The organism is Neisseria sp. HMSC064E01 (assembly GCF_001808875.1).
Classification (GTDB): Bacteria; Pseudomonadota; Gammaproteobacteria; order Burkholderiales; family Neisseriaceae; genus Neisseria; species Neisseria sicca_A.
Genome location: NZ_KV794939.1, coordinates 126,825 through 145,458 on the forward strand (window position 1 = coordinate 126,825; position 18,634 = coordinate 145,458).

An 18,634-nucleotide genomic window follows, 5' to 3' on the forward strand; every position below is an offset into this window, starting at 1 on the left:
TATTAATGGGTATATCGGTACGCGTTATACGCCGCATCGCGCTGCGGCAGGACGCTGTACAGGAAAATCAAAAAGCAGGGCAGCCAAATGAAGGGCATACGCAAAATGGTGGACGGGATGAAGCCCGCCAAAATAAACAGACCGATTGCCGCCAAGCCGATGGCTTTTTGTTTGTTTCGCAGGTTTTGGCTTAAAAAGACGTTCATTGCATACCAAATGATGTAGCAGATGAAGCCGATTAAGGAAATGATGCCGAAGCCCAAATACAGTTCGATGATGAAACTGTGCGGATTTTCAAAACCGAGGCTGTCGCTCAAATGCCCGCCGAAGTATTCCTGAAAGTTTTTAGGACCGTAGCCGTAAAGCAAAAGCGGCGGATTGCTCCAGAAGTAGTTGTAAATTTCTTGGCGGTAGCCGACCGAGTTGTCGCTTTCCAAGTCGAACAGGAATAAATACAGGCGGGAAGAAATGTTTTCCAAAAAGACGTTGCTGTTCATTGAAAGCAGAAAGTCGGCAATGTATTGCTTCGGAATCATCGACAAAATCGCGCCTGCAACGCCGACGGTCAGCAGGGAGAACAGTCCGTTATTGCGGTAAATCAGGTTCAATAAGAACAAAATGATGTAACACATCGTCGCCGTGCGTGACGCACTGGCAAAAATAATCGCACCCAAACTCAAAAACAAAATCCAGCCGAACAGATGTTCTCTTTTGCTGACGCCGATATTGAAAAATATCAAAACGGCAGGGGCGAAGCAGAGGGCGGTTGTGCCCAAGTTGTTGGGGTTGAAGAAAAAGCCCTTAATAATACCTGCTTCAATCGCCAAAATTTCGTTTGAGTTGACAAACTGTGTGCCGGTCAATACTTCGATAACGGGCGGAATAATGATAAAGGCGCAAAAGAAAATCAACAGCCTGCGTATGAAGCGCAAGGGGTTTTCGTGTCGGTTCAAAATCAGATACAGCAGATAAAACAAGCCGGCAACCGACAGGAAGAAAAAGCTATCCATGACCCTGACCGAATCCATCGGCGTGATGAGCAGATGGATCGCGCTCCAGCCGGTCATCAGCCCGACAGCCACCAGCATGAGTCCTGCCTTGCTGTTGAATGTTTTGTTTTCTATGAAAAAAATCAGCAGGGTGGCAGGTACCAGTAAGAGGGTCAGCGGATTGTCGATACGCGGAATCCCCAGTTTATACGACAGCATCGGTCCTAACATGTAGGCGGTAACCATCGTATAAAGCATAGTAATGTATATATTTTGTTTTTTAATTTTCACGTTGCTTCCTGAAATTTAGGTCGTTCCAAGAGCTTTATTATATGCAGAAATGATTTGTTCGGTAACAGGACGCTCTCCAAATTCTTTCAGACAGTTTTCGCGCAACAGGCGCGGGAGGTATTTTTTTCGGTTTCGATAGAGGGAGATAAGCGCCTCTGTCAGCGATTTTTGGTCTCCGACGTCAACCAAAAGTCCATTGGAAGGATTCACAATAGTCTCGGGTCCGCCACAGCGTGTCGCGATGACGGGCAATCCTTGCGCCAAAGCCTCGATGAAAACGACGCCGAAAGTTTCGTGGCGGCTTGCCAATACGAAAGCATCGCTGTGATGCATCAAATCCAAGACTTCTTCGTTTTTCAGACGACCTTCAAAGATAACGTTGTCTTCCAAGCCCAAATCTTTTGCCAAACGGTGTAGCTTGAATTCTTCGTAGCCGCCCCCGCCGATTTTCAGCTTCAGGTTCGGATAGGCTTTGACTGCTTCGGCAAAGGCGGGCAACAGAATGTCGTAGCCTTTTTTATGTTGCAGGTGTGCGACCGAGCAGAAGGTAAAGTCTTCGTTGGCGGGTTTGTCGGCAAGGTCGATAGGCGCTTCAAAGCTGGCGGACAGGATATTGGGAACATATTGCCACTCCAATCCGCGGTATTCTTCTTTCAACAGTTCGGCAAAGTCGCGGCTGACGGCCAAGCGGCAGGCGGCGTTTTGGGCGGCGGCATACATCAGCGGGCGCTGCCAGTTGCGGATAAGTTTGCGGGCATAGGTGGTGCTGTGTTCGGTAATGACATACGGGATGCCGGTGGCTTTGTGGATCTCGTAAGCAATAATGCCGCCGCTGTTGACGCAGTGTGCATGCAGGACGTCGGGCATACCGTGGTCTGCGACATATTGGCGGAACAGTTTCATACTGGCGGCGATTTCCCGTTTGCGGTCGATATACGGAATGCGCGGGAAGAAAAACATGCTGTCGTACACATAAGTCGGTACGTCTTTTTCGATGTAGGTCCTTATTCCGTAATTTTTCGGGTTGAACGCAGTTTTCGCCTGAGTTCTGAACGAACGGAATATCGGTGCGATAACGCCCACTTTGACTCCGGACCTTTGCAAGGCTTGTGCCTGCAGGCGGAAGAAGATTCCGTTGACGTCGTCCGGAGTGGATGGATACCAAGAAGGAATGATTAATGTATGCATGATAATACCTGTGTCAGATGTGTCAGCGTACAAGCCGCATAGGTTGCGGACAGAGCACAAAATCAAAGATTCTCGGTGAGTAAGCGTTTTGTGGCGGCAGAATCAAAACTGCGCGCGATATGGTTGTTATTGTGTTGAATGTTTTTTATTCAGACGACCTTTCACTGCCGATAAAGCGGAAGAAAGTTGCGTTTTGTATTTCAAAGTCAGGGCAATCAAACCTGCCAGCCAGATTAAAGCAAAAATGTAATAGTTGCCGGTGTTGCCGAAGTAGGTATAGCTCAGGCACAAAAGCAGGCAGAGTGCGGTATTGATATAAATTTGCCGGCAGGGCAGCTTTTGCCACATCCTTGAAGACAATTCGGTCTTAATGAGCATAAACACCCAAAAAGAAGTCGCGCTTGCCATTGCGGCGCCCCGTGCGCCCAGTATTGGAACCAGCCAATACAGCAGGCCGAAGTTCAGCAGGAATGTCGCAATATTGACTGCGGTAATCAGCCAGGTTTTTTTGACGACGTTCAAACCGATGCCGGTCACTTCCGTCAGCGTATAAAACAAAGGAAACATCATGCACGACAGTAAAATAAACTGTACCGATGCATATTTCCCGGGAAGAATCCAAGTGACCACCGGCGAAAAAATACCGATAAAGCAAACCATCGCGCTGATGAGCGCAGTCATCGACAGGGTAATGCCGCCGATTTTGTCGAGGTTGGTGTTGTCTTCAACCCATTTGAACACCAATGGCGCCCATATGGTCGAGAATACGCTTTGGAAAATCAGGGCGACAGCGCCGAAGCTGACCGCCATCGAGTAAATACCCAGTTGCTCCAAACTTGCCATCTGTTTCAACACAAAGCGGTCGATGGAAGTCAGTCCCCAGTAGGCGAGATTGCCGAAGGCTAAAGGCAGTCCGTATTTCAACCCCATTTTGTGCAGCTTTGCCGACCAAGGCGAACGGATGGCGGCGGCCAAATCGGTTCGGGTTTGGTAGATCAAGACAGCGACGGTCAGTATTTGGGCAACGGTATAGGCAAAGACCAAGCTGGTGGTGTGGGTGGGGATGCCGATTAGGATGAAGAGCAAAACCAAAACCAAAATCAGGAATTTCGGTGTCAGCTGGCTGAGCGAGAAAGCAATTGCCTTTTCCTGCATCCGTAGGATGAGCGAGAAAAAGCGGGTAAACAGGGTGGTCAGTAAGAAGACCAAAAATAGAATACCCAGTTTGGCATTGTTCAAGTCAAAAATGATTTCAGACGGCCAAGAGGGATTCCACAAAAGTATCAGCAATCCCCCAACAATGCTCAAAACAAACGGAGACAGGCTGAAGGATTTGAACAGCGCAGCTTTGTCTTCTGCAGCGTAGTATTCGCGGATATACGCCTGATCCAAACCCAGCCCCAAAATCAGGATGGTCAGAGCGGATATGGTTTGCAGTAAGACGATACGGCCGATGTCTTCCGCAGGGTAGTACCATGAAATCAGCGGAAGCGAGAGGATGCCGAAAGCCGCGCTGCCTATCGGGCCTAAGGCATAGCCGAGTATTTTTTTTATATTCATAAATAGGAGGGATTTGTTGCAGCCAAGATTTTCAGACGACCTGAAAACGCAGCCGCATCATGCAAATAAGAGCTTTCTTAGGTCGTCTGAAAACAAACGACCTAAGAAAGCCGACTGCCTGCCGAAACTTGTCGGCAAGCAGTCTGCCTGAATCGTCAAAGGTGTTACGCCTTCACGACTTTCGGGTTTTTCGCAGGGAATTTGCCGCGCGTATCGACAATCAGTTTGGCGTGTTCGGCAATCATGTCGTAGTCAAACTTGTCGTGGTCGGTCGTCAGCACCACGCAGTCGTATTTCGCCACGGTTTCCGGCGTCAGCGGTTCGCTCTTCAGGTCGAAGTAGTGATGGCCGGGGATGTATGGGAATTCAAGCACGTGCGGGTCAGAGTAGGAGATGTTTGCGCCCAGTTTGTGCAGGCGATCCATCACTTCCACAGACGGGCTTTCGCGCATGTCGTCCACGTTTTTCTTGTAGGCGATACCCAAAATCAGGATTTTGCTGTCTTTGATGGAACGGTTGTGTTCGTTCAAAGCCAGTCCTACTTTGCCGATGACGTAGTCGGGCATGTGGGAGTTCACTTCGCCTGCCAACTCGATGAAGCGGGTGTTCACGCCGTATTCGCGCGCTTTCCAAGTCAGGTAGAACGGATCGATGGGGATACAGTGTCCGCCCAAGCCCGGACCGGGATAGTAGGCAACGAAACCGAACGGTTTGGTTGCTGCAGCGGCGATGACTTCGTGAATATCGACATCCATTTTGTCGGCGACGATTTTCATCTCGTTCACCAAACCGATGTTCACGGCGCGGTGGATGTTTTCCAGAAGTTTGGTCAGTTCGGCAGCTTTGGTGGAGCTTACCGGTACGACTTTGTCGATGGCTGGCTGATACAGCGCGATACCGACTTCCAAACAAGCAGGGGTATGACCGCCGATGACTTTCGGGATAGTACGGGTTTCAAAATTCGGGTTACCCGGGTCTTCGCGTTCCGGAGAGTACACCAAGAACACGTCTTTACCGACTTTCAAGCCGCCTTCTTCAACGCGCGGCAGCAATTCTTCTTCGGTTGTGCCGGGGTAGGTGGTAGATTCCAAAGACAACACTTGACCGGCGCGCAGGTAAGGTTTCACCGCGTCGGTGGTGTCGATAACGAAGCTCATGTCCGGCTCGCGGTATTTGTTCAACGGAGTCGGTACGCACAAAATCACGGCTTCCACTTCGCCGATGCGGGAAAAGTCGGTGGTGGCTTCAAAAAGGCTGTTTGAGGCGGCGGCGATTTTTTCGGCAGGAATATGCTCGATGTAGGTTTCGCCTTTGTTGAGTTTGTCGACTTTGGTTTTGTCGATGTCGAAGCCCAAAACCTGATAACCGATGTCTACATAGCGGAGCATCAGCGGCAGGCCGACGTAGCCCAAGCCGACGATGCCGATTTTGGCGGTTTTATCTGCAAATTTCTGAATGGTAATATTTTTCATGACAAGTCTCATGTGATGGAAAAGGGCGTGCTGCACAATGCGAAATGCCGCAGCAGAACCCCGACCGGCAGTCATAAAAACAGCGTGGTCGGAATCCGTTTTGTCGGTGTCAAAAATAAATCTTTCCCTAAGATTGGTTTGGGACGTAAAAGTTTAGTATGCGCAAATGCAGCATTGCCCGACTATGATGGAGTGTTGGGAAATGTTTATGCAAATATTATAATCAACCTGAGCTGTAAGATTTTGAATTGTATTATTTTTAAAAATAACTATACCTTCCGTGATTAAATATAATCTCGGAAATACAAATAATTAATAAAAGTTGATCTTAATATATTTGCGTAATTTAACCTAAAATTAATATTACTAGGGTATATGTTGATGCGGTATTTGTAACGCTGGCAAGCAGATCGGGCGATACGGTCAAATATCGTTGTTTCTGACAAAAAGGTTATCTGAAAACCGAAAATCAGTTTTCAGACGACCTTTGTTGTTTATGAATCAGCTTATTTTTTACGCAAAACCCATTTTACGTCCTGTCCGATCAGCTCTACCGAACGGCTTTCCCACTCGCCTTCCGAAGTCAAAACGGCAGGGTTGGCGGGGAGGGCGAGCAGGCTTCTGCCTTCGCCTAAGATTTTCGGCGCTTGGTACAACACGATTTCGTCTGCCAAGCCTGTTTCGATAAAGGCGGAGGTCAACGTCGCGCCCGCTTCGACCATAATCTCGCCGTAGCCCAGTTCTGCCAACCGGGGCAGCAGTGCGGAGAGGTCTATGCGCCCGTCTGCGTTTTCAGACGACCTCAAGATGCGGATATGATTGAACGCGCGGTATGGTTTGAGGCCTTCTTCGTCATCGACGGCGGTTACGATGACGGTGGGACTGAGGTCGTCTGAAACCATGTGGCTGCCAAACGGCGTTTGCAGTTTGCTGTCCAACACGATACGCGCAGGTTGGCGCAGCGTCGGGAAGGCGCGGACATTAAGGCGCGGATTGTCGGCGAGCACTGTGCCGATGCCGGTCAAGACAGCGCAGCTTTCCGCACGTAAGGTTTGTACGTCCGCCCTTGCGGCTTCGCCGGTAATCCAGTAGCTGCGTCCGTCTGCAAGCGCGGTTTTGCCGTCCAAGCTGGCGGCGCATTTGACGCGGACAAACGGGCGGCCGCGTTCGATACGGGAGAGAAAGCCGCGGTTGAGTTCACGCGCTTCGGTTTCCAATAAGCCGCTTTCGGTACGGATGCCTGCGGCTTCCAGCATTGCCAAACCTTTGCCTGCCACCAGCGGATTGGGATCGGTCATGGCGGCGACCACGCGCGATACGCCCGAGCCGACAAGGGCTTCGGCGCAGGGCGGTGTGCGACCGTAATGGCTGCATGGTTCGAGCGTCACATAAGCCGTCGCCCCGCGTGCCATTTCGCCTGCCTGCCGCAGCGCATGCACTTCGGCATGCGGTTCGCCCGCTTTGACATGAAATCCCTGCCCGACGATTTGGCTGCCGTGTGCAATCACGCAGCCGACGCGCGGGTTGGGTGAAGTGGAAAAACGCCCGAGCCGCGCAAGGGCAAGGGCGTTTTGCATCATTTGGGTATCAATACAATCAAACATAATGTGGATTTCTTAAAGTTTTCCGTTTTCAGACGACCTTTTTTCGCCGTATTCCGTTCGTCGAAGCATTAACGCGACAAACTCAATTCTTTCAATACTTCCGACAATTCCTTCTGACCCGCGTGATGGCTGTACGCGCAAACGGTATAGATATTGGCTTCGTGAATAGCGATGCAGTATTGGTTGAACTTTCCTTGCCGGTCTTCGCGGTCGGTTTGGTAATTCATGCGGTTGTCGGTGGCGATGCCGACGCGGACATTTTGAGTCTCGTCCGATTGCAGCGCGGTTTTGAGTTCGGCGAAATAGGCTTTGGCATCCGTTTGGGCAGGACCGTTGTTTGCCGCATAAATGGTAATGCGCGCTTCAGGGTCGTGTTGGAGCAGAATCAGGCTGGAGGCGGGAACATTTTTCGGATGGCGGGCGGAATCGGCGATGATGTCGGTGAAGTGGCTGTTGTGAACGGAGATGGAAATTTTGCCGTCCATGCTCGTCAGCGTTTGGACCGTATCGGAGGCGGCTTTCGACACCGCATCGCCCTGCTCGGGGCTGCAGGCGGCAAGGCAGAATAATGCGGCGGCTACGGATAACACTCTTTTCATAAACATCCTCTTCATCATCAACACACCGCTTTCAGACGACCTATTTCCCGTCGGTCTGCACCAGCGTGGCGATTGCCTGAGTAAACTCGGACACGTCGTTGAAACTTTTATAAACGGAAGCAAAACGGACATAAGCGACCTGATCGATTTTTGCCAATTCCTCCATCGCCATTTCGCCCACCATGCGCGACGGCACTTCCTTTTTACCCGACTGATACAGACGCTGCTCAATCAGCGCGACCGTTTCGTCGATTTTTTCCTGAGCAATCGGACGTTTGTGCAAAGCCCGTTCCAAACTGGTTTTCAGCTTGTGCGGATTAAACGCCACGCGCGTACCGTTGGATTTGATGACCTGCGGCATCCGCATTTCGACCGTTTCAAACGTACTGAACCGCTGCCCGCACTCCACGCAACGGCGGCGGCGGCGGATACTGTTCGTCTCTTCCAAGAGCCGCGAATCGGTGACTTGAGTATTGGGATGCTGACAAAACGGACATTTCATAAGTTTTTGAATTTATTTGTTTGTGAAACGGAATTGTAGCCGATTGAGCTATTCCCGTATAGTCGGTGGGTTTATTATGGGTTGAAGAGGTCGTCTGAAAACCGTTTTCTGCTTTTCAGACGACCTTTTGCGTTTTATACGGATACGCCGACGGCGCGGGCGATTGCCAAGCCTTCTTCTGCGCTCATGTAGACGGGGTGTTCAGGACGGTCGCTGCGGACGATGTCGCCTTGTCGGAACATGACCAGTTCGTCCACTGCCAATTGCGACCAGGTTTCGTCGCGGGTCAGCGGTAATGTGGCGATGACGGCGACTTTGTCGTTGGGGGTGGTGACTTCGGAAAAATCGACCATGACGTCGTCGTCCAAAAGCCGTGCTTTGCCGAACGGGGCTTTGCGTACGATGTAGTGCAAAAGCGTGCTGGCGTGGGCAAACAGGTTGTCGCCGTTGGACATAACGAAGTTGAACAATCCGAAACGGCGGATTTCGTGGGTCAGCGCGGCGAGGGCGTCGAATAGGGTGTCTGGATCGGGTTGGGTGGCGAAGCGGCTGCGCAGACGGTTGAGGATGTAGCAGAAGGCGCGTTCGGAATCGGTGGTGCCGACGGCATGGTAATACTCGCCTTGCTCGGGGTAGAAATCCATCAAATGTCCGTTGTGTGCAAACAGCCAGTATTCGCCCCACATTTCGCGCATGAAGGGATGGGTGTTTGCCAGCGAGGTTTGTCCTTGCGAGGCTTTGCGGATGTGGGCGATGACGTTTTCGGATTTGATTTGGTAGGCACGGACGAGGTCGGCGACGGGCGAATCGGCGCTGGGCTTGTCGTCGTGGAACAGGCGTACGCCTTTGCCTTCGAAGAAGCCGATGCCGAAACCGTCTGCATGGTGGTCGGTAATGCCGCCGCGACGGCGGAAGCCTTCAAAGGAAAAGACGATGTCTGTGGGGGTGTTGCAGTTCATGCCGAGCAGTTGGCACATGGTGTTGACCTTTGTTATTTTGATATGGGGATTGGGCAAAACAGGGGGAAATCGGCGCAATGTATAAGTGTTTTGCGTGATAGATGGGATTATGGTCTATCGGAAGGGGTGTTTCAATAGGAAAGGGAGGGATATTGGGGGTAAATTCGGTGTGATTGTCTTTTGCTGCGTCTGATGGTGCGGAAAGGTCGTCTGAAAATGGGAAACTGTTTTCAGACGACCTTTGTTTAAGGAAGATGCTTCGTTCTTTATTGCGTGAGCTGCCTTTGTTTTAAACGGAAGCCATCAAGATAAAAGGGATACAAACATGATCGGTATTTAAAAAAGGTCGTCTGAAAACCGTATGGGCTTTCAGACGACCTTTCAATATTGTGCCTTGATGCTTACAAGGTGCCGTAAGAGTGCAGGCCGCTCAGGAACATGTTGACGCCGATGAAGGCGAAGGCGGTAACGAAGAGTCCGATGACTGCCCACCATGCGAGGATTTTGCCGCGCCAGCCTGCGACAAGGCGCAGGTGCAGCCAGACGGCGTAGTTGAGCCAGACGATGAATGCCCAAGTTTCTTTCGGGTCCCAGCTCCAGTAACGTCCCCATGCTTTGGCAGCCCACAGTGCGCCGAGGATGGTGGCGATGGTGAAGAATAGAAAGCCGACGGCGATAGCTTTATACATGACTTCTTCGATGACTTGCGAATGCGGCAGCCATGATTTTTTGCCGGCGTTTTCGGTTCTCAATGCCCAAAGTTCGGCGATGCCGAGCATGGCGGCGATACAGAATGCGCCGTAGCCGATAAAGTTGGCGGGGACGTGGATTTTCATCCACCATGATTGCAGGGCGGGAATCAGGGGTTGGATGGTGTGCGCTTCGCGGGAAAAGCTGTACCAAAGGACGAAGCCGACAACGATCGCCATGAAGCTGAAGACGAAGCCGCCGAGTTTTTGTACGGCGAAACGGGCTTCGTAGTAGAGATACATCAGGGCGGTGATGACGAGGAAGAGGATGAAGACTTCGTAAAGGTTGGAAACGGGGATGTGTCCTGCGTCAGGGCGCAGGAGGTAGCTTTCGTGCCAGCGCACTAAAAGTCCGGTAAAGCCTGCGACGGCGGATACCCAAGCGAATACAGAACCCATGCCGAGCAGGGTGTTGGTGGCGACGTTTTTGCGTTGTGCCAACACGGCGCCGGAGATGTAGGCAAAAAGTGCGAAGAAGATGAAGGCGCATTGCCACATAATCGCGGACTGGCTGCTGAGGAAGTATTTGAGCAGGAAGTCGTCGGCATGTTTGATTTCGCCATCGTAGAGCATGACTGCGCCGTATGCGAGGACGGCACACAAAGGTACAAACCAGCGCATGGGTTTGAAAAACCAGCCTAAAAAGACGGTAATGCCCGCGCTTGCCCACAAAATCACCATTTCGTAGATGTCCATGGTGTGCTGGATGCGGGTTTGGGCGAAGAATGCGCCGGCTGCGGTCAAGAGGGCGAATATGCAGTCGACCGTATTCAGGGACTTGAGGAACGATTTGTGCGTCAGCAGTTCGTGTTCGGGTAGGGGGTTATGGTTATGCGTCATGGTTCAAATCTTTCGCCAGTCGTTGCAGGCTTTGTGTATGTTGCGGAAACTCTTTTTGCAGGTCGCGCTCGTTGCGGCTGGAAGACATGGCAAAGCGGATACGGTCGTCTGAAAACAGAACCCACGCGCGTTTCTCGCGGATGTAGAACATAAATATCGTGCCGAGAACCAGCAAAACAGAGCCTAAATAGACTAAAAATGCACCGGGCGAACGGGTCATTTGCAAGCCGGAGGAGCGGACTTCTTCAAAGCCGTCCAGTTGTAGGAGCATGGGGGCGGGGTATTCGGTCAGGCCGGTATAGGCGTCCATGCTGTGCAGCAGGAAGCGGTTGCGCGCTTCGTCTTGAGGCCATGCGGGCAGCTTGTATTTTTGGATGGTTTCTTCCAATACGGCGTTCATGACGCCGAACAGCATTTCGTAAAAATATCCCTGCATTTTTTCCTGTTGCTCTTTGGGGATGTTTTTGGTGATAAATTCGTCCAACGCCAAATAGCCGCCTTTCGCAAAAATGCCCAAGGTGTTTTCGGCGGCAAGGGTGAATTGCTCGCGAATGTTGTCGGGCGCGTTCAAGGTCGCGTTGCGGATGACGGCTTTGCGTGCGGCTTCGTCTTTCAAGAGTTCGCGCATCGCCATGAAGGTATCGGGTTTGGAGGTTCTATCGGCAGGAATGCGCAGCCAACGGTATTGTTGTTCCAGACCTGTGCGCGTGCCGGTAATGAAGAAATAATCCTGTTCTTGTTTAACAGGCAGCATGTAGTTTTTATATTCCACAGCCTGACCCGCTTTGTCGCGGATTCGGTAAACAACGGACGGACCGATGTTGGTGTATTTTTTGTTCTCTTGGGACACGGCGCGCACGTCGTTAATCGCTGATTGCAGGGTTTGCTCTTTTTCAGACGACTTGCTCATGTCTTCCACGTTCATAGACGTGAATTGGTCAAACTCCAGTTTGTAGGACGTATTACCGATGTCAAGCGGGAAATCGCGCATAGATGTCGCCCTGAGCGTTACCGGTTCGCGGCTTGGGTTGCCCAAATTCCAGGCTTTGAACTTCAAATCGGAGCCGCCGTCGGCAAAGCTCGCTTGATAGATGGTAATGCCGTGCAGCGTCAGCGGATGGTTGACGCGGATGGTGTGTTCGGATTTTTTGCCACTTTCCTTGTCGGTAATTTCCAAATCGCTGGCAAAATCACGCGGCATCCCGGTATTGTAAAAGTCGATGTGGAATTTCTTCAGCTTCACTTCAAACGGCAAATCCTGAACCAGCATCCCGTTGTCGGCATTGAGGAAGACCACGTCCGCACTTTGCCCTTCGGTAATGTTTACATTGCCGCGGAACGACAGGTTCGACGTACCCAAAATGCTTTCCGGTTTGAAGTCTTTGGCATAGACGGAATGGTTGTCCGGCACGATTCGTCCGGTCAGCATACCGATTTTCAGCAGCAGGTTGCTGTCTATCAAGCCGCCCAAACAAATCACAATCAGCGCGGCATGGGCAAAAATATAGCCCCACTTGTTCATCGCCCCTTTTTTGGCGGCAACCAAAACCGAACCGTCTTCGCGCGTTACGGTTTTGCAGTTGAAGCCTTGTACTTCGAGATAACGCTGGGCGATTTCAGACGACATCTTGCCTTCCAACACAGTCGAATGGCGCATCGCCGCCAATGATTTTTCTTTAGCGTTTTCACGGAATGATTTGATTTCACGGAGAAAAGGCGGAACATTGCGAATCAGGCACAAGCTGGTCGATATCACCAAAAACATCATGATGACCACAAACCAAGCGGACGCATAAACATCGTACAAGCCTAAAAAGTTGAAAATCTGCGACCAAAACGGACCGAATTTCACAACATAATTGACCTGCGGCTGGTTTTGCTGCAACACCGTCCCGATAACCGAAGCGACGCCCAAAAGGCTGAGCAAGGCAACGGCAAAACGCATGGAGCTTAAAAAAGCGAACCAAGGTTTGTGGATAAGGGGGACGGATGAAGGGGATTTGCTCATAGCGGTTTGATTCTATATGGAATACAAAGACTGTCAGGATTCGGAAGAATCCAAACATTGGAAACGACGCGGACAGGCAGATATGATGGAGTAAAAAGCCCGGAGCCGCCATTTGAAAAAACTTATTGCCTTAAGAGCGGCAGCTACCATCGCACAAGGTCGTCTGAAAACAACCCAGCCCGGAAGAGCAGGAGTTTTCAGACGACCTCTTATTCACGTTTGCCGCAAAAGCGGACAAACAGTATAAATCCGGCAGAAATCAATGCAGACCTTGGATAAAGTTGGCAACTGAATTCAACTCTTCTTCGGTCATGCGTTTGGCGATGTCTTCCATAATCGCATTTTTGCGTTGTCCGGTTTTATACGCCTTCATTTGATCGACCACATAAGCCATATGTTGGCCGCCTAAGCGTGGATAAGCGACGATTTCAGTGCCGCCGCCCGGAATACCTGCGCCGCTAGGACCGTGGCAGGACATACATGCAGGGATCTTTTTATCCACCAAACCGCCGCGGTAGATTTTGCCGCCCAAAACAGGATCATTTTGTTTAGGGTTGGCTTCACCGGGTTTAGGCTGCTGTTTGGCATAGAATGCAGACACATTCAGGATGTCTTGTTCGGACAGGTTCATCACCATAGGTTTCATCACAGCGGCAGAGCCGTGTGTACGTTTGCCTTCTTTAATGTCCAAGGTTTGACGGTAGATATAGCCAGTATGTTGTGCGGCAAGCTTAGGATATGCAGCAATACCGCTGTTACCGTCTGCTGCATGACATGCCGCACAAATGGTAGTAGCCACTTCTTTGCCTTTTGCAATATCCGCTTTCGGGGCAGCGACAGCCGCACCGGCAGCCAAAACCAAGGCCGCTAAAGTCAATCGTTTCATGGAGTGCTCCTGATTACAGCATTGCATACCGCGACAATGCCTTTTTTATACTCAAAACGCCGGATAAATTTTACCCGATAAAAACCGATAATTCTATAAACGTGCTATTCTATACTAGATTTACATTAAATTACTACCATGTTTCGCAACATGGACACGGCAAATTCTGCCACTCCATCCTAGGAAACAAGGAAATACGGATGAACCTCTTTCAGAACGCCAAATTCTTCACCACCGTCAACCATCTCAAAGACCTGCCCGACACGCCCGCAGAAATCGCATTTGTCGGACGAAGCAATGCAGGCAAATCCAGCGCGATTAATACCCTGACCAACCATGTCCGGCTCGCTTACGTCTCCAAAACGCCGGGGCGTACCCAACACATCAATTTTTTCGAATTGAGCAACGGCAGCTTCATGGTTGATTTGCCGGGCTACGGTTATGCACAAGTTCCAGAAGCCATCCGTACGCATTGGGTAAAACTCTTGGGCGACTACCTTCAACAACGACGCCAACTTATCGGCTTGGTGTTGATTATGGATGCGCGCCACCCGTTAAAAGAGCTGGATTTGCGGATGCTGGACTTTTTTCACATCACCGGCCGTCCCGTTCATATTTTGTTGTCGAAAGCCGACAAGCTGTCGAAAAACGATCAAATCAAAACTTTGGGCGCAGTTAAAAAATCGCTCAAACCCTATATGACCCGTCAGCGCATCAGCGTGCAGCTGTTCTCCAGCCTTAAAAAGCAAGGCATAGAAGAAGTCAACCAAGTTGTCGGAGAATGGTTTGCTATGCATCAAGAAGAAATCGACAACTTAAATATTGAAAATCCGGAAAATTCTGAGTTATTGTAATCGGTCGTAGTATTCTCTGTATTGACGGGACGCAAATCCGTTCGTTGTAAGGTGGGGTGGATGAACAAAAATCATCTTAATACTGCTCATGTTGTGAACGATATAAACCCGAAAGGTCGTCTGAAAATGGTTGAATCATTTTCAGACGACCTTGTTGTTTTTACAATCTATGGTTTGATTGATGGAGTGAGTGGAAAGGGTAAATTTTAGCGTGGTGTGAGATAGTTTGAAATCAAGGGGTAGGGGGGGTGAGTTTGATGAGTAGTGTAGATGGTATGAAACTGATTTTCAGCATTTGAAAAGACTCTCCGTTTTGAACTCGAACGAGGCGATGCCATACCGGTTTAAAGTGAAATTTTCTATTTTGTTTAACATGACAGTGAATTGAGATTGCGCTTCCTCATATAAAAAGGTCGTCTGAAATTCCTGATTCGGGTTTCAGACGACCTTTTGACGGGTTCAATTAGAACAGCGAGTCTAATTGTCGGTTGTTATTAACATTGCTTGGCTGTACCGGTGTTTCCTGCAAATCATTGCGACCGCGGCTGCCGCTGTCCCGATCGTTGTCAGGTGTCGGTGCAGTGTTTGCATTGGCCGGACGTTGTGGGCGCGGAGTTTGTTGTGCAGGACGTGGAACGGTACCGCTATTGTCCAACGTGATATCGGAGCTGGTGGTCATGCGTTCCTTCATATAGTATTCGCCGCCGCTGTTCACGATGCCTGAAGGTGCTTTCATGCCTTTGATTTCCACGCCTTTGAGTGCGAAGCGCATGTACTCCACCCATACCGGCACGGCAATCGTACCGCCGTAACCTGCGCGACCCATGCTGCGCGGTTTGTCGAAGCCGATATATACGGCGGTAACAACATTCGGGTTGAAGCCGACAAACCATGCATCTTTATTGTCGTTCGTCGTACCGGTTTTACCGGCGATATCGGAACGACCGAGTGCGGAGGCACCTCGTGCTGTACCGACGCGGACGACGTCCTGCATGATTTTATACATGATGTATGCGTTGCGCGGGTCGATGGCTTGAGGGGCGTTTTCACCTGCAACAAGAGGCTGCATTTGCGCTCTTAGGCGACCTTCGCTGTCATAAATCTTGTCAATGACGTATGCGGAAATTTTGTAACCGCCATTGGCAAAGACACTATATGCTTCAGCGACACGCAATGGTGTTGTTTCACCAGTACCGAGCGCCATAGACAGGCTGGCTGGAATTTCGGACGGTTTGAAGCCGAAACGTTGGATGTATTGTTGCGCGTATCCAATGCCGATAGACATCAAGATTCGGATAGAAACCATGTTTTTAGAGGCTGTTAATGCTTGGCGCAGGGTAATATAGCCTGCATAACGACCATCTGAGTTTTTAGGATTCCAAGCAGAACCATTGGCACCTTTACCCGGCAGGGAGAGTGGTGCGTCGTTGATCATGGTTGACGCAGTCATACCTTTGGCGAGTGCCGCTGAGTACACGAAAGGCTTGAAGGTAGAACCTGGTTGGCGCATGGCTTGGGTGGCTCGGTTAAATGTTTTGCTGTGGAAGTCATAACCGCCAACCAATGCACGCACGGCACCTGTTTTCGCGTCTAATGAGACCAGAGCGCCTTGCAGTAGAGGCTCCTGAACGACAGACCAATTGTTGCCGCCGCCTTTGACACGGATCACGGAACCGCGACGAATACGGTCGTCCCCCATTTTTTCGTTATTGACTGCACGCGCGGCAAAACCGAGTGCATAGCTGTTCAGATTGAAGCGTTTCCCGCTAGGTAGTTGAATCAGAACACCTTTCTTAGAGGCTTCTAAAACAACTGCCGGAACCATTTTGTCGACTGTATATAAAGTAGAAAGATACTGGCTGACAGTTTCTTCTACGTCATCTGTTTTGCTGAGGTCGATGTAGTTCTCTGCACCGCGATAACTGCTGCCTCTGTCGAAATTACGCAACGTTTTTCTAAGCGCTTCAGTGGCAACACGTTGGTTGGCGGTATTGACGGTTGTGTAGACTTTAAAGCCTTGGGTGTAGGCATCCTCGCCATATTTTTCATACAACTCTTGGCGTGCCATTTCAGCAACATATAAAGCGTTTTGATCGATGTTTTGCACAAAACGTTCATAATGCAGCTCTTCTTTCAAAGCCTGCTCGCGTTGTTGCTCAGAAATCATATTTTCTTCCTGCATATTTCGCAGGATGTAAGCTTGGCGTTGTTTTGCACGCTCAGGGTTAACGATGGGGTTGTATGCCGAAGGCGCTTTGGGTAAGCCTGCCAGCATGGATGCTTCAGCCAAAGTCAAATCTTTCACGTTTTTGTTGAAATAGATTTGAGCGGCAGAGGCAAAGCCGTAAGCCCGTTGCCCCAAATAAATTTGGTTGAAATAGAGTTCTAAAATCTGATCTTTGCTGAGCGTCTGTTCAATTTTATAAGCCAATAAGGCTTCATTGAATTTACGGGTAAACGTACGTTCGTTACTCAAGTAGAAGTTCTTTGCTACCTGTTGAGTAATGGTACTGGCACCTGATTGCAAGCCGCCGGCGACTACGTTACCGATGGCGGCACGGGCAACACCTACTACGTCTACGCCCCAGTGGTCGTAGAAACGTTTATCTTCTGCGGCGATAACAGCATCTTTCAAAACCTTTGGAAAATCTCCGATTTTCGTGAACTCCCGGCGCTGTTCGCCATAAACCCCAATAATCTGACCGTCGGCAGAATATACTGTGAGAGGCATTTTGGGTTGGTAGTGTTGTAAAGAATCAAGAGCAGGCAACTTGGGGTATGTGACCAAAATCGCAATAGCGAGCAAGCCGACACCGAAGAGTGCCAATCCTAATATCAAACCAAGACAGGTCGTTATAATCTTTTTAATCATGACTAAGTAATAATTTTTGCCATCACTGGCATTAAATAAAGTAAAATAGAAACCGATTTCTGTGAAACACAGTATTTACTGTGCAAAGAAAAAGAAATCCTTTACGGATATCGAAACAGTTACTCACTCCTAACAATACAGGGAAATTATATGATTAGCTTATCAAAAAGCCCTAAAAGCAAAACCAGCAAAGCAAGTAAAGCTTCCGGAGGGTTAAGCAACCGTGCCGCTATCGGCATCGACATCAGTCAGCATGCCATTAAGATGGTTCAGCTGACAGGTCGTAGTTTAAACCAAATTCAGCTAGAAAAATACGTTATTACCAAATTACCTAAAAATATTGTAAAAGGTAACAAAATCCAAGATTACGACCAACTTGTCACCTATTTGCAACATACTTATACGCAATTGCGCAGCTCTTGCAAGAACTTTGTTGCAGCTGTGCCACAAAGCTTGGCTACGATAGAGAACATCACTTACAACCCACGCGACACCGAACTTGATTTGGATGCGTTTGCCGAATCTGAAATTTCAGCAATCGGTCCTATTGATGAAATGAGTTATGATTATCAGGTGACTGGTGTGTCCGTTTCTCCTGCCGGTCAGCAGATTACGACAGTGGCTGCTAGAAAAGACGATATTGAGCCTGTTATTGAAATGTTTGAAAGTGCGGGGCTTGATCTGTCTGCGTTGGATTTGGATCTTCTGGCTCAGAGAAATGCGTATGCTTTTTGGATTAATAACCATGCGCCTGAATTAATCAATGAGAAGGTTGCTGTATTTGGTATTCATGCTACCCAAATGTACGCATTGGTGATGCAGAACGGGCAGATTTTGTATAAACAAGAGACTCCTGTCAGTACGGAGCAATTGAATCAACTGATTCAGCGTACTTATCAAGTTACGGAAGAAAAAGCGGCACAGATGATAGCTTCGGCCAGCAAACCATCTGATTATCAAACCCAAGTCGCAGATCGCTTTAACATTCAGGTTGCACAAGAAGTCCAACGCGTATTGCAGTTTTACTACACTACGCAGACAACAGAGACTTTCTCAAACATTAAACATATTTTATTGACGGGGTTTGCATCACAACAACCTGGATTGGCAGAGAGTATTTTTTCCCAAACCAATACTGCGACACAGTGCGTTCACCCAGTTTTATATGCTGAACGAAACAATAAAATTGATTTGCCACAGCTGCAAATTGATGCGCCGTCTTTAACATTAGCATTCGGATTGGCATTAAGGGGACTGTAAT

The 18,634-nt window shown here is 49.5% G+C and carries 16 protein-coding genes; 4 read left to right on the forward strand and 12 right to left on the reverse strand.

Annotated features, from left to right (window positions below; all coding sequences use genetic code 11):
- Positions 1-2: 2 nt before the first annotated feature.
- The 4 genes from HMPREF2572_RS07255 to HMPREF2572_RS07270 all read right to left on the reverse strand — a co-directional run bounded on the left by HMPREF2572_RS07255 (position 3) and on the right by HMPREF2572_RS07270 (position 5,500).
- On the reverse strand, positions 3-1,280 hold the full coding sequence (locus HMPREF2572_RS07255) for an O-antigen ligase family protein (RefSeq protein ID WP_070497296.1): 1,278 nt from the start codon (positions 1,278-1,280) through the stop codon (positions 3-5).
- A gap of 15 nt (positions 1,281-1,295) precedes the next feature.
- Entirely contained in the window at positions 1,296-2,468 is a 1,173-nt protein-coding gene (locus tag HMPREF2572_RS07260; protein WP_070497298.1) for a glycosyltransferase, read from the reverse strand.
- 126 nt (positions 2,469-2,594) lie between these two features.
- On the reverse strand, positions 2,595-4,028 hold the full coding sequence (locus tag HMPREF2572_RS07265) for a lipopolysaccharide biosynthesis protein (protein ID WP_070497300.1): 1,434 nt from the start codon (positions 4,026-4,028) through the stop codon (positions 2,595-2,597).
- A gap of 164 nt (positions 4,029-4,192) precedes the next feature.
- A complete protein-coding gene (locus tag HMPREF2572_RS07270) occupies positions 4,193-5,500 on the reverse strand; it encodes a nucleotide sugar dehydrogenase (protein ID WP_070497303.1) in 1,308 nt (435 codons plus the stop codon).
- Positions 5,501-5,515: 15 nt separating this feature from the next.
- Here HMPREF2572_RS07270 and HMPREF2572_RS13445 point away from each other — a divergent pair, with 15 nt between their 5' ends.
- Positions 5,516-5,788, forward strand: coding sequence for a hypothetical protein (locus tag HMPREF2572_RS13445; protein WP_083294185.1), 273 nt, complete (start codon positions 5,516-5,518; stop codon positions 5,786-5,788).
- Positions 5,789-6,006: 218 nt separating this feature from the next.
- On the opposite strand, the gene ribD is transcribed toward HMPREF2572_RS13445, so the two are convergent.
- From ribD to HMPREF2572_RS07305, 7 genes are all read right to left on the reverse strand, one after another.
- On the reverse strand, positions 6,007-7,104 hold the full coding sequence (gene ribD / locus HMPREF2572_RS07275) for a bifunctional diaminohydroxyphosphoribosylaminopyrimidine deaminase/5-amino-6-(5-phosphoribosylamino)uracil reductase RibD (RefSeq protein WP_070497305.1): 1,098 nt from the start codon (positions 7,102-7,104) through the stop codon (positions 6,007-6,009).
- A 68-nt stretch (positions 7,105-7,172) separates the two neighbouring features.
- Positions 7,173-7,703, reverse strand: coding sequence for a hypothetical protein (locus HMPREF2572_RS07280; RefSeq protein WP_101810826.1), 531 nt, complete (start codon positions 7,701-7,703; stop codon positions 7,173-7,175).
- Between the two features lie 40 nt (positions 7,704-7,743).
- Complete coding sequence (gene nrdR, locus HMPREF2572_RS07285) at positions 7,744-8,205, reverse strand: transcriptional regulator NrdR (RefSeq protein WP_016687167.1); 462 nt, start codon at positions 8,203-8,205, stop codon at positions 7,744-7,746.
- Between the two features lie 134 nt (positions 8,206-8,339).
- A complete protein-coding gene (locus HMPREF2572_RS07290) occupies positions 8,340-9,182 on the reverse strand; it encodes a class II glutamine amidotransferase (protein WP_070497310.1) in 843 nt (280 codons plus the stop codon).
- A 383-nt stretch (positions 9,183-9,565) separates the two neighbouring features.
- A complete protein-coding gene (gene ccsB / locus HMPREF2572_RS07295; protein ID WP_070497312.1) occupies positions 9,566-10,753 on the reverse strand; it encodes a c-type cytochrome biogenesis protein CcsB in 1,188 nt (395 codons plus the stop codon).
- Complete coding sequence (locus HMPREF2572_RS07300) at positions 10,743-12,761, reverse strand: cytochrome c biogenesis ResB family protein (protein WP_148132303.1); 2,019 nt, start codon at positions 12,759-12,761, stop codon at positions 10,743-10,745. Before HMPREF2572_RS07300 ends, ccsB begins: the two co-directional genes overlap by 11 nt.
- Before the next feature lie 259 nt (positions 12,762-13,020).
- Positions 13,021-13,647, reverse strand: a complete 627-nt coding sequence (locus HMPREF2572_RS07305; RefSeq protein ID WP_016687613.1) for a c-type cytochrome — start codon at positions 13,645-13,647, stop codon at positions 13,021-13,023.
- Between the two features lie 200 nt (positions 13,648-13,847).
- Between HMPREF2572_RS07305 and yihA the strand changes: the two genes are divergently transcribed.
- Both yihA and HMPREF2572_RS14590 read left to right on the forward strand, forming a co-directional pair.
- Positions 13,848-14,501, forward strand: a complete 654-nt coding sequence (gene yihA / locus HMPREF2572_RS07310) for a ribosome biogenesis GTP-binding protein YihA/YsxC (RefSeq protein ID WP_070497315.1) — start codon at positions 13,848-13,850, stop codon at positions 14,499-14,501.
- Between the two features lie 60 nt (positions 14,502-14,561).
- A complete protein-coding gene (locus tag HMPREF2572_RS14590; protein ID WP_168161780.1) occupies positions 14,562-14,711 on the forward strand; it encodes a hypothetical protein in 150 nt (49 codons plus the stop codon).
- Between the two features lie 253 nt (positions 14,712-14,964).
- On the opposite strand, the gene HMPREF2572_RS07315 is transcribed toward HMPREF2572_RS14590, so the two are convergent.
- Positions 14,965-17,373: a penicillin-binding protein 1A gene (locus HMPREF2572_RS07315; RefSeq protein ID WP_070497316.1), complete on the reverse strand. Its 2,409-nt coding sequence runs from the start codon at positions 17,371-17,373 to the stop codon at positions 14,965-14,967.
- 150 nt (positions 17,374-17,523) lie between these two features.
- Here HMPREF2572_RS07315 and pilM point away from each other — a divergent pair, with 150 nt between their 5' ends.
- Positions 17,524-18,633 (forward strand): type IV pilus assembly protein PilM, encoded by a 1,110-nt coding sequence (gene pilM, locus HMPREF2572_RS07320; protein WP_070497318.1) that lies wholly within the window; start codon positions 17,524-17,526, stop codon positions 18,631-18,633.
- Position 18,634 lies beyond the last annotated feature (1 nt).

What these genes read in the sequence shown, in the direction of transcription:
- HMPREF2572_RS07260 (WP_070497298.1), bottom strand. Translation starts at nt 2,468, where the DNA reads ATGCATACATTAATCATTCCTTCTTGGTATCCATCCACTCCGGACGAC.
- HMPREF2572_RS07265 (WP_070497300.1), bottom strand. Translation starts at nt 4,028, where the DNA reads ATGAATATAAAAAAAATACTCGGCTATGCCTTAGGCCCGATAGGCAGC.
- HMPREF2572_RS07270 (WP_070497303.1), bottom strand. Translation starts at nt 5,500, where the DNA reads ATGAAAAATATTACCATTCAGAAATTTGCAGATAAAACCGCCAAAATC.
- HMPREF2572_RS13445 (WP_083294185.1), top strand. Translation starts at nt 5,516, where the DNA reads ATGGAAAAGGGCGTGCTGCACAATGCGAAATGCCGCAGCAGAACCCCG.
- ribD (WP_070497305.1), bottom strand. Translation starts at nt 7,104, where the DNA reads ATGTTTGATTGTATTGATACCCAAATGATGCAAAACGCCCTTGCCCTT.
- HMPREF2572_RS07280 (WP_101810826.1), bottom strand. Translation starts at nt 7,703, where the DNA reads ATGAAAAGAGTGTTATCCGTAGCCGCCGCATTATTCTGCCTTGCCGCC.
- nrdR (WP_016687167.1), bottom strand. Translation starts at nt 8,205, where the DNA reads ATGAAATGTCCGTTTTGTCAGCATCCCAATACTCAAGTCACCGATTCG.
- HMPREF2572_RS07290 (WP_070497310.1), bottom strand. Translation starts at nt 9,182, where the DNA reads ATGTGCCAACTGCTCGGCATGAACTGCAACACCCCCACAGACATCGTC.
- ccsB (WP_070497312.1), bottom strand. Translation starts at nt 10,753, where the DNA reads ATGACGCATAACCATAACCCCCTACCCGAACACGAACTGCTGACGCAC.
- HMPREF2572_RS07300 (WP_148132303.1), bottom strand. Translation starts at nt 12,761, where the DNA reads ATGAGCAAATCCCCTTCATCCGTCCCCCTTATCCACAAACCTTGGTTC.
- HMPREF2572_RS07305 (WP_016687613.1), bottom strand. Translation starts at nt 13,647, where the DNA reads ATGAAACGATTGACTTTAGCGGCCTTGGTTTTGGCTGCCGGTGCGGCT.
- yihA (WP_070497315.1), top strand. Translation starts at nt 13,848, where the DNA reads ATGAACCTCTTTCAGAACGCCAAATTCTTCACCACCGTCAACCATCTC.
- HMPREF2572_RS14590 (WP_168161780.1), top strand. Translation starts at nt 14,562, where the DNA reads ATGAACAAAAATCATCTTAATACTGCTCATGTTGTGAACGATATAAAC.
- HMPREF2572_RS07315 (WP_070497316.1), bottom strand. Translation starts at nt 17,373, where the DNA reads ATGATTAAAAAGATTATAACGACCTGTCTTGGTTTGATATTAGGATTG.
- pilM (WP_070497318.1), top strand. Translation starts at nt 17,524, where the DNA reads ATGATTAGCTTATCAAAAAGCCCTAAAAGCAAAACCAGCAAAGCAAGT.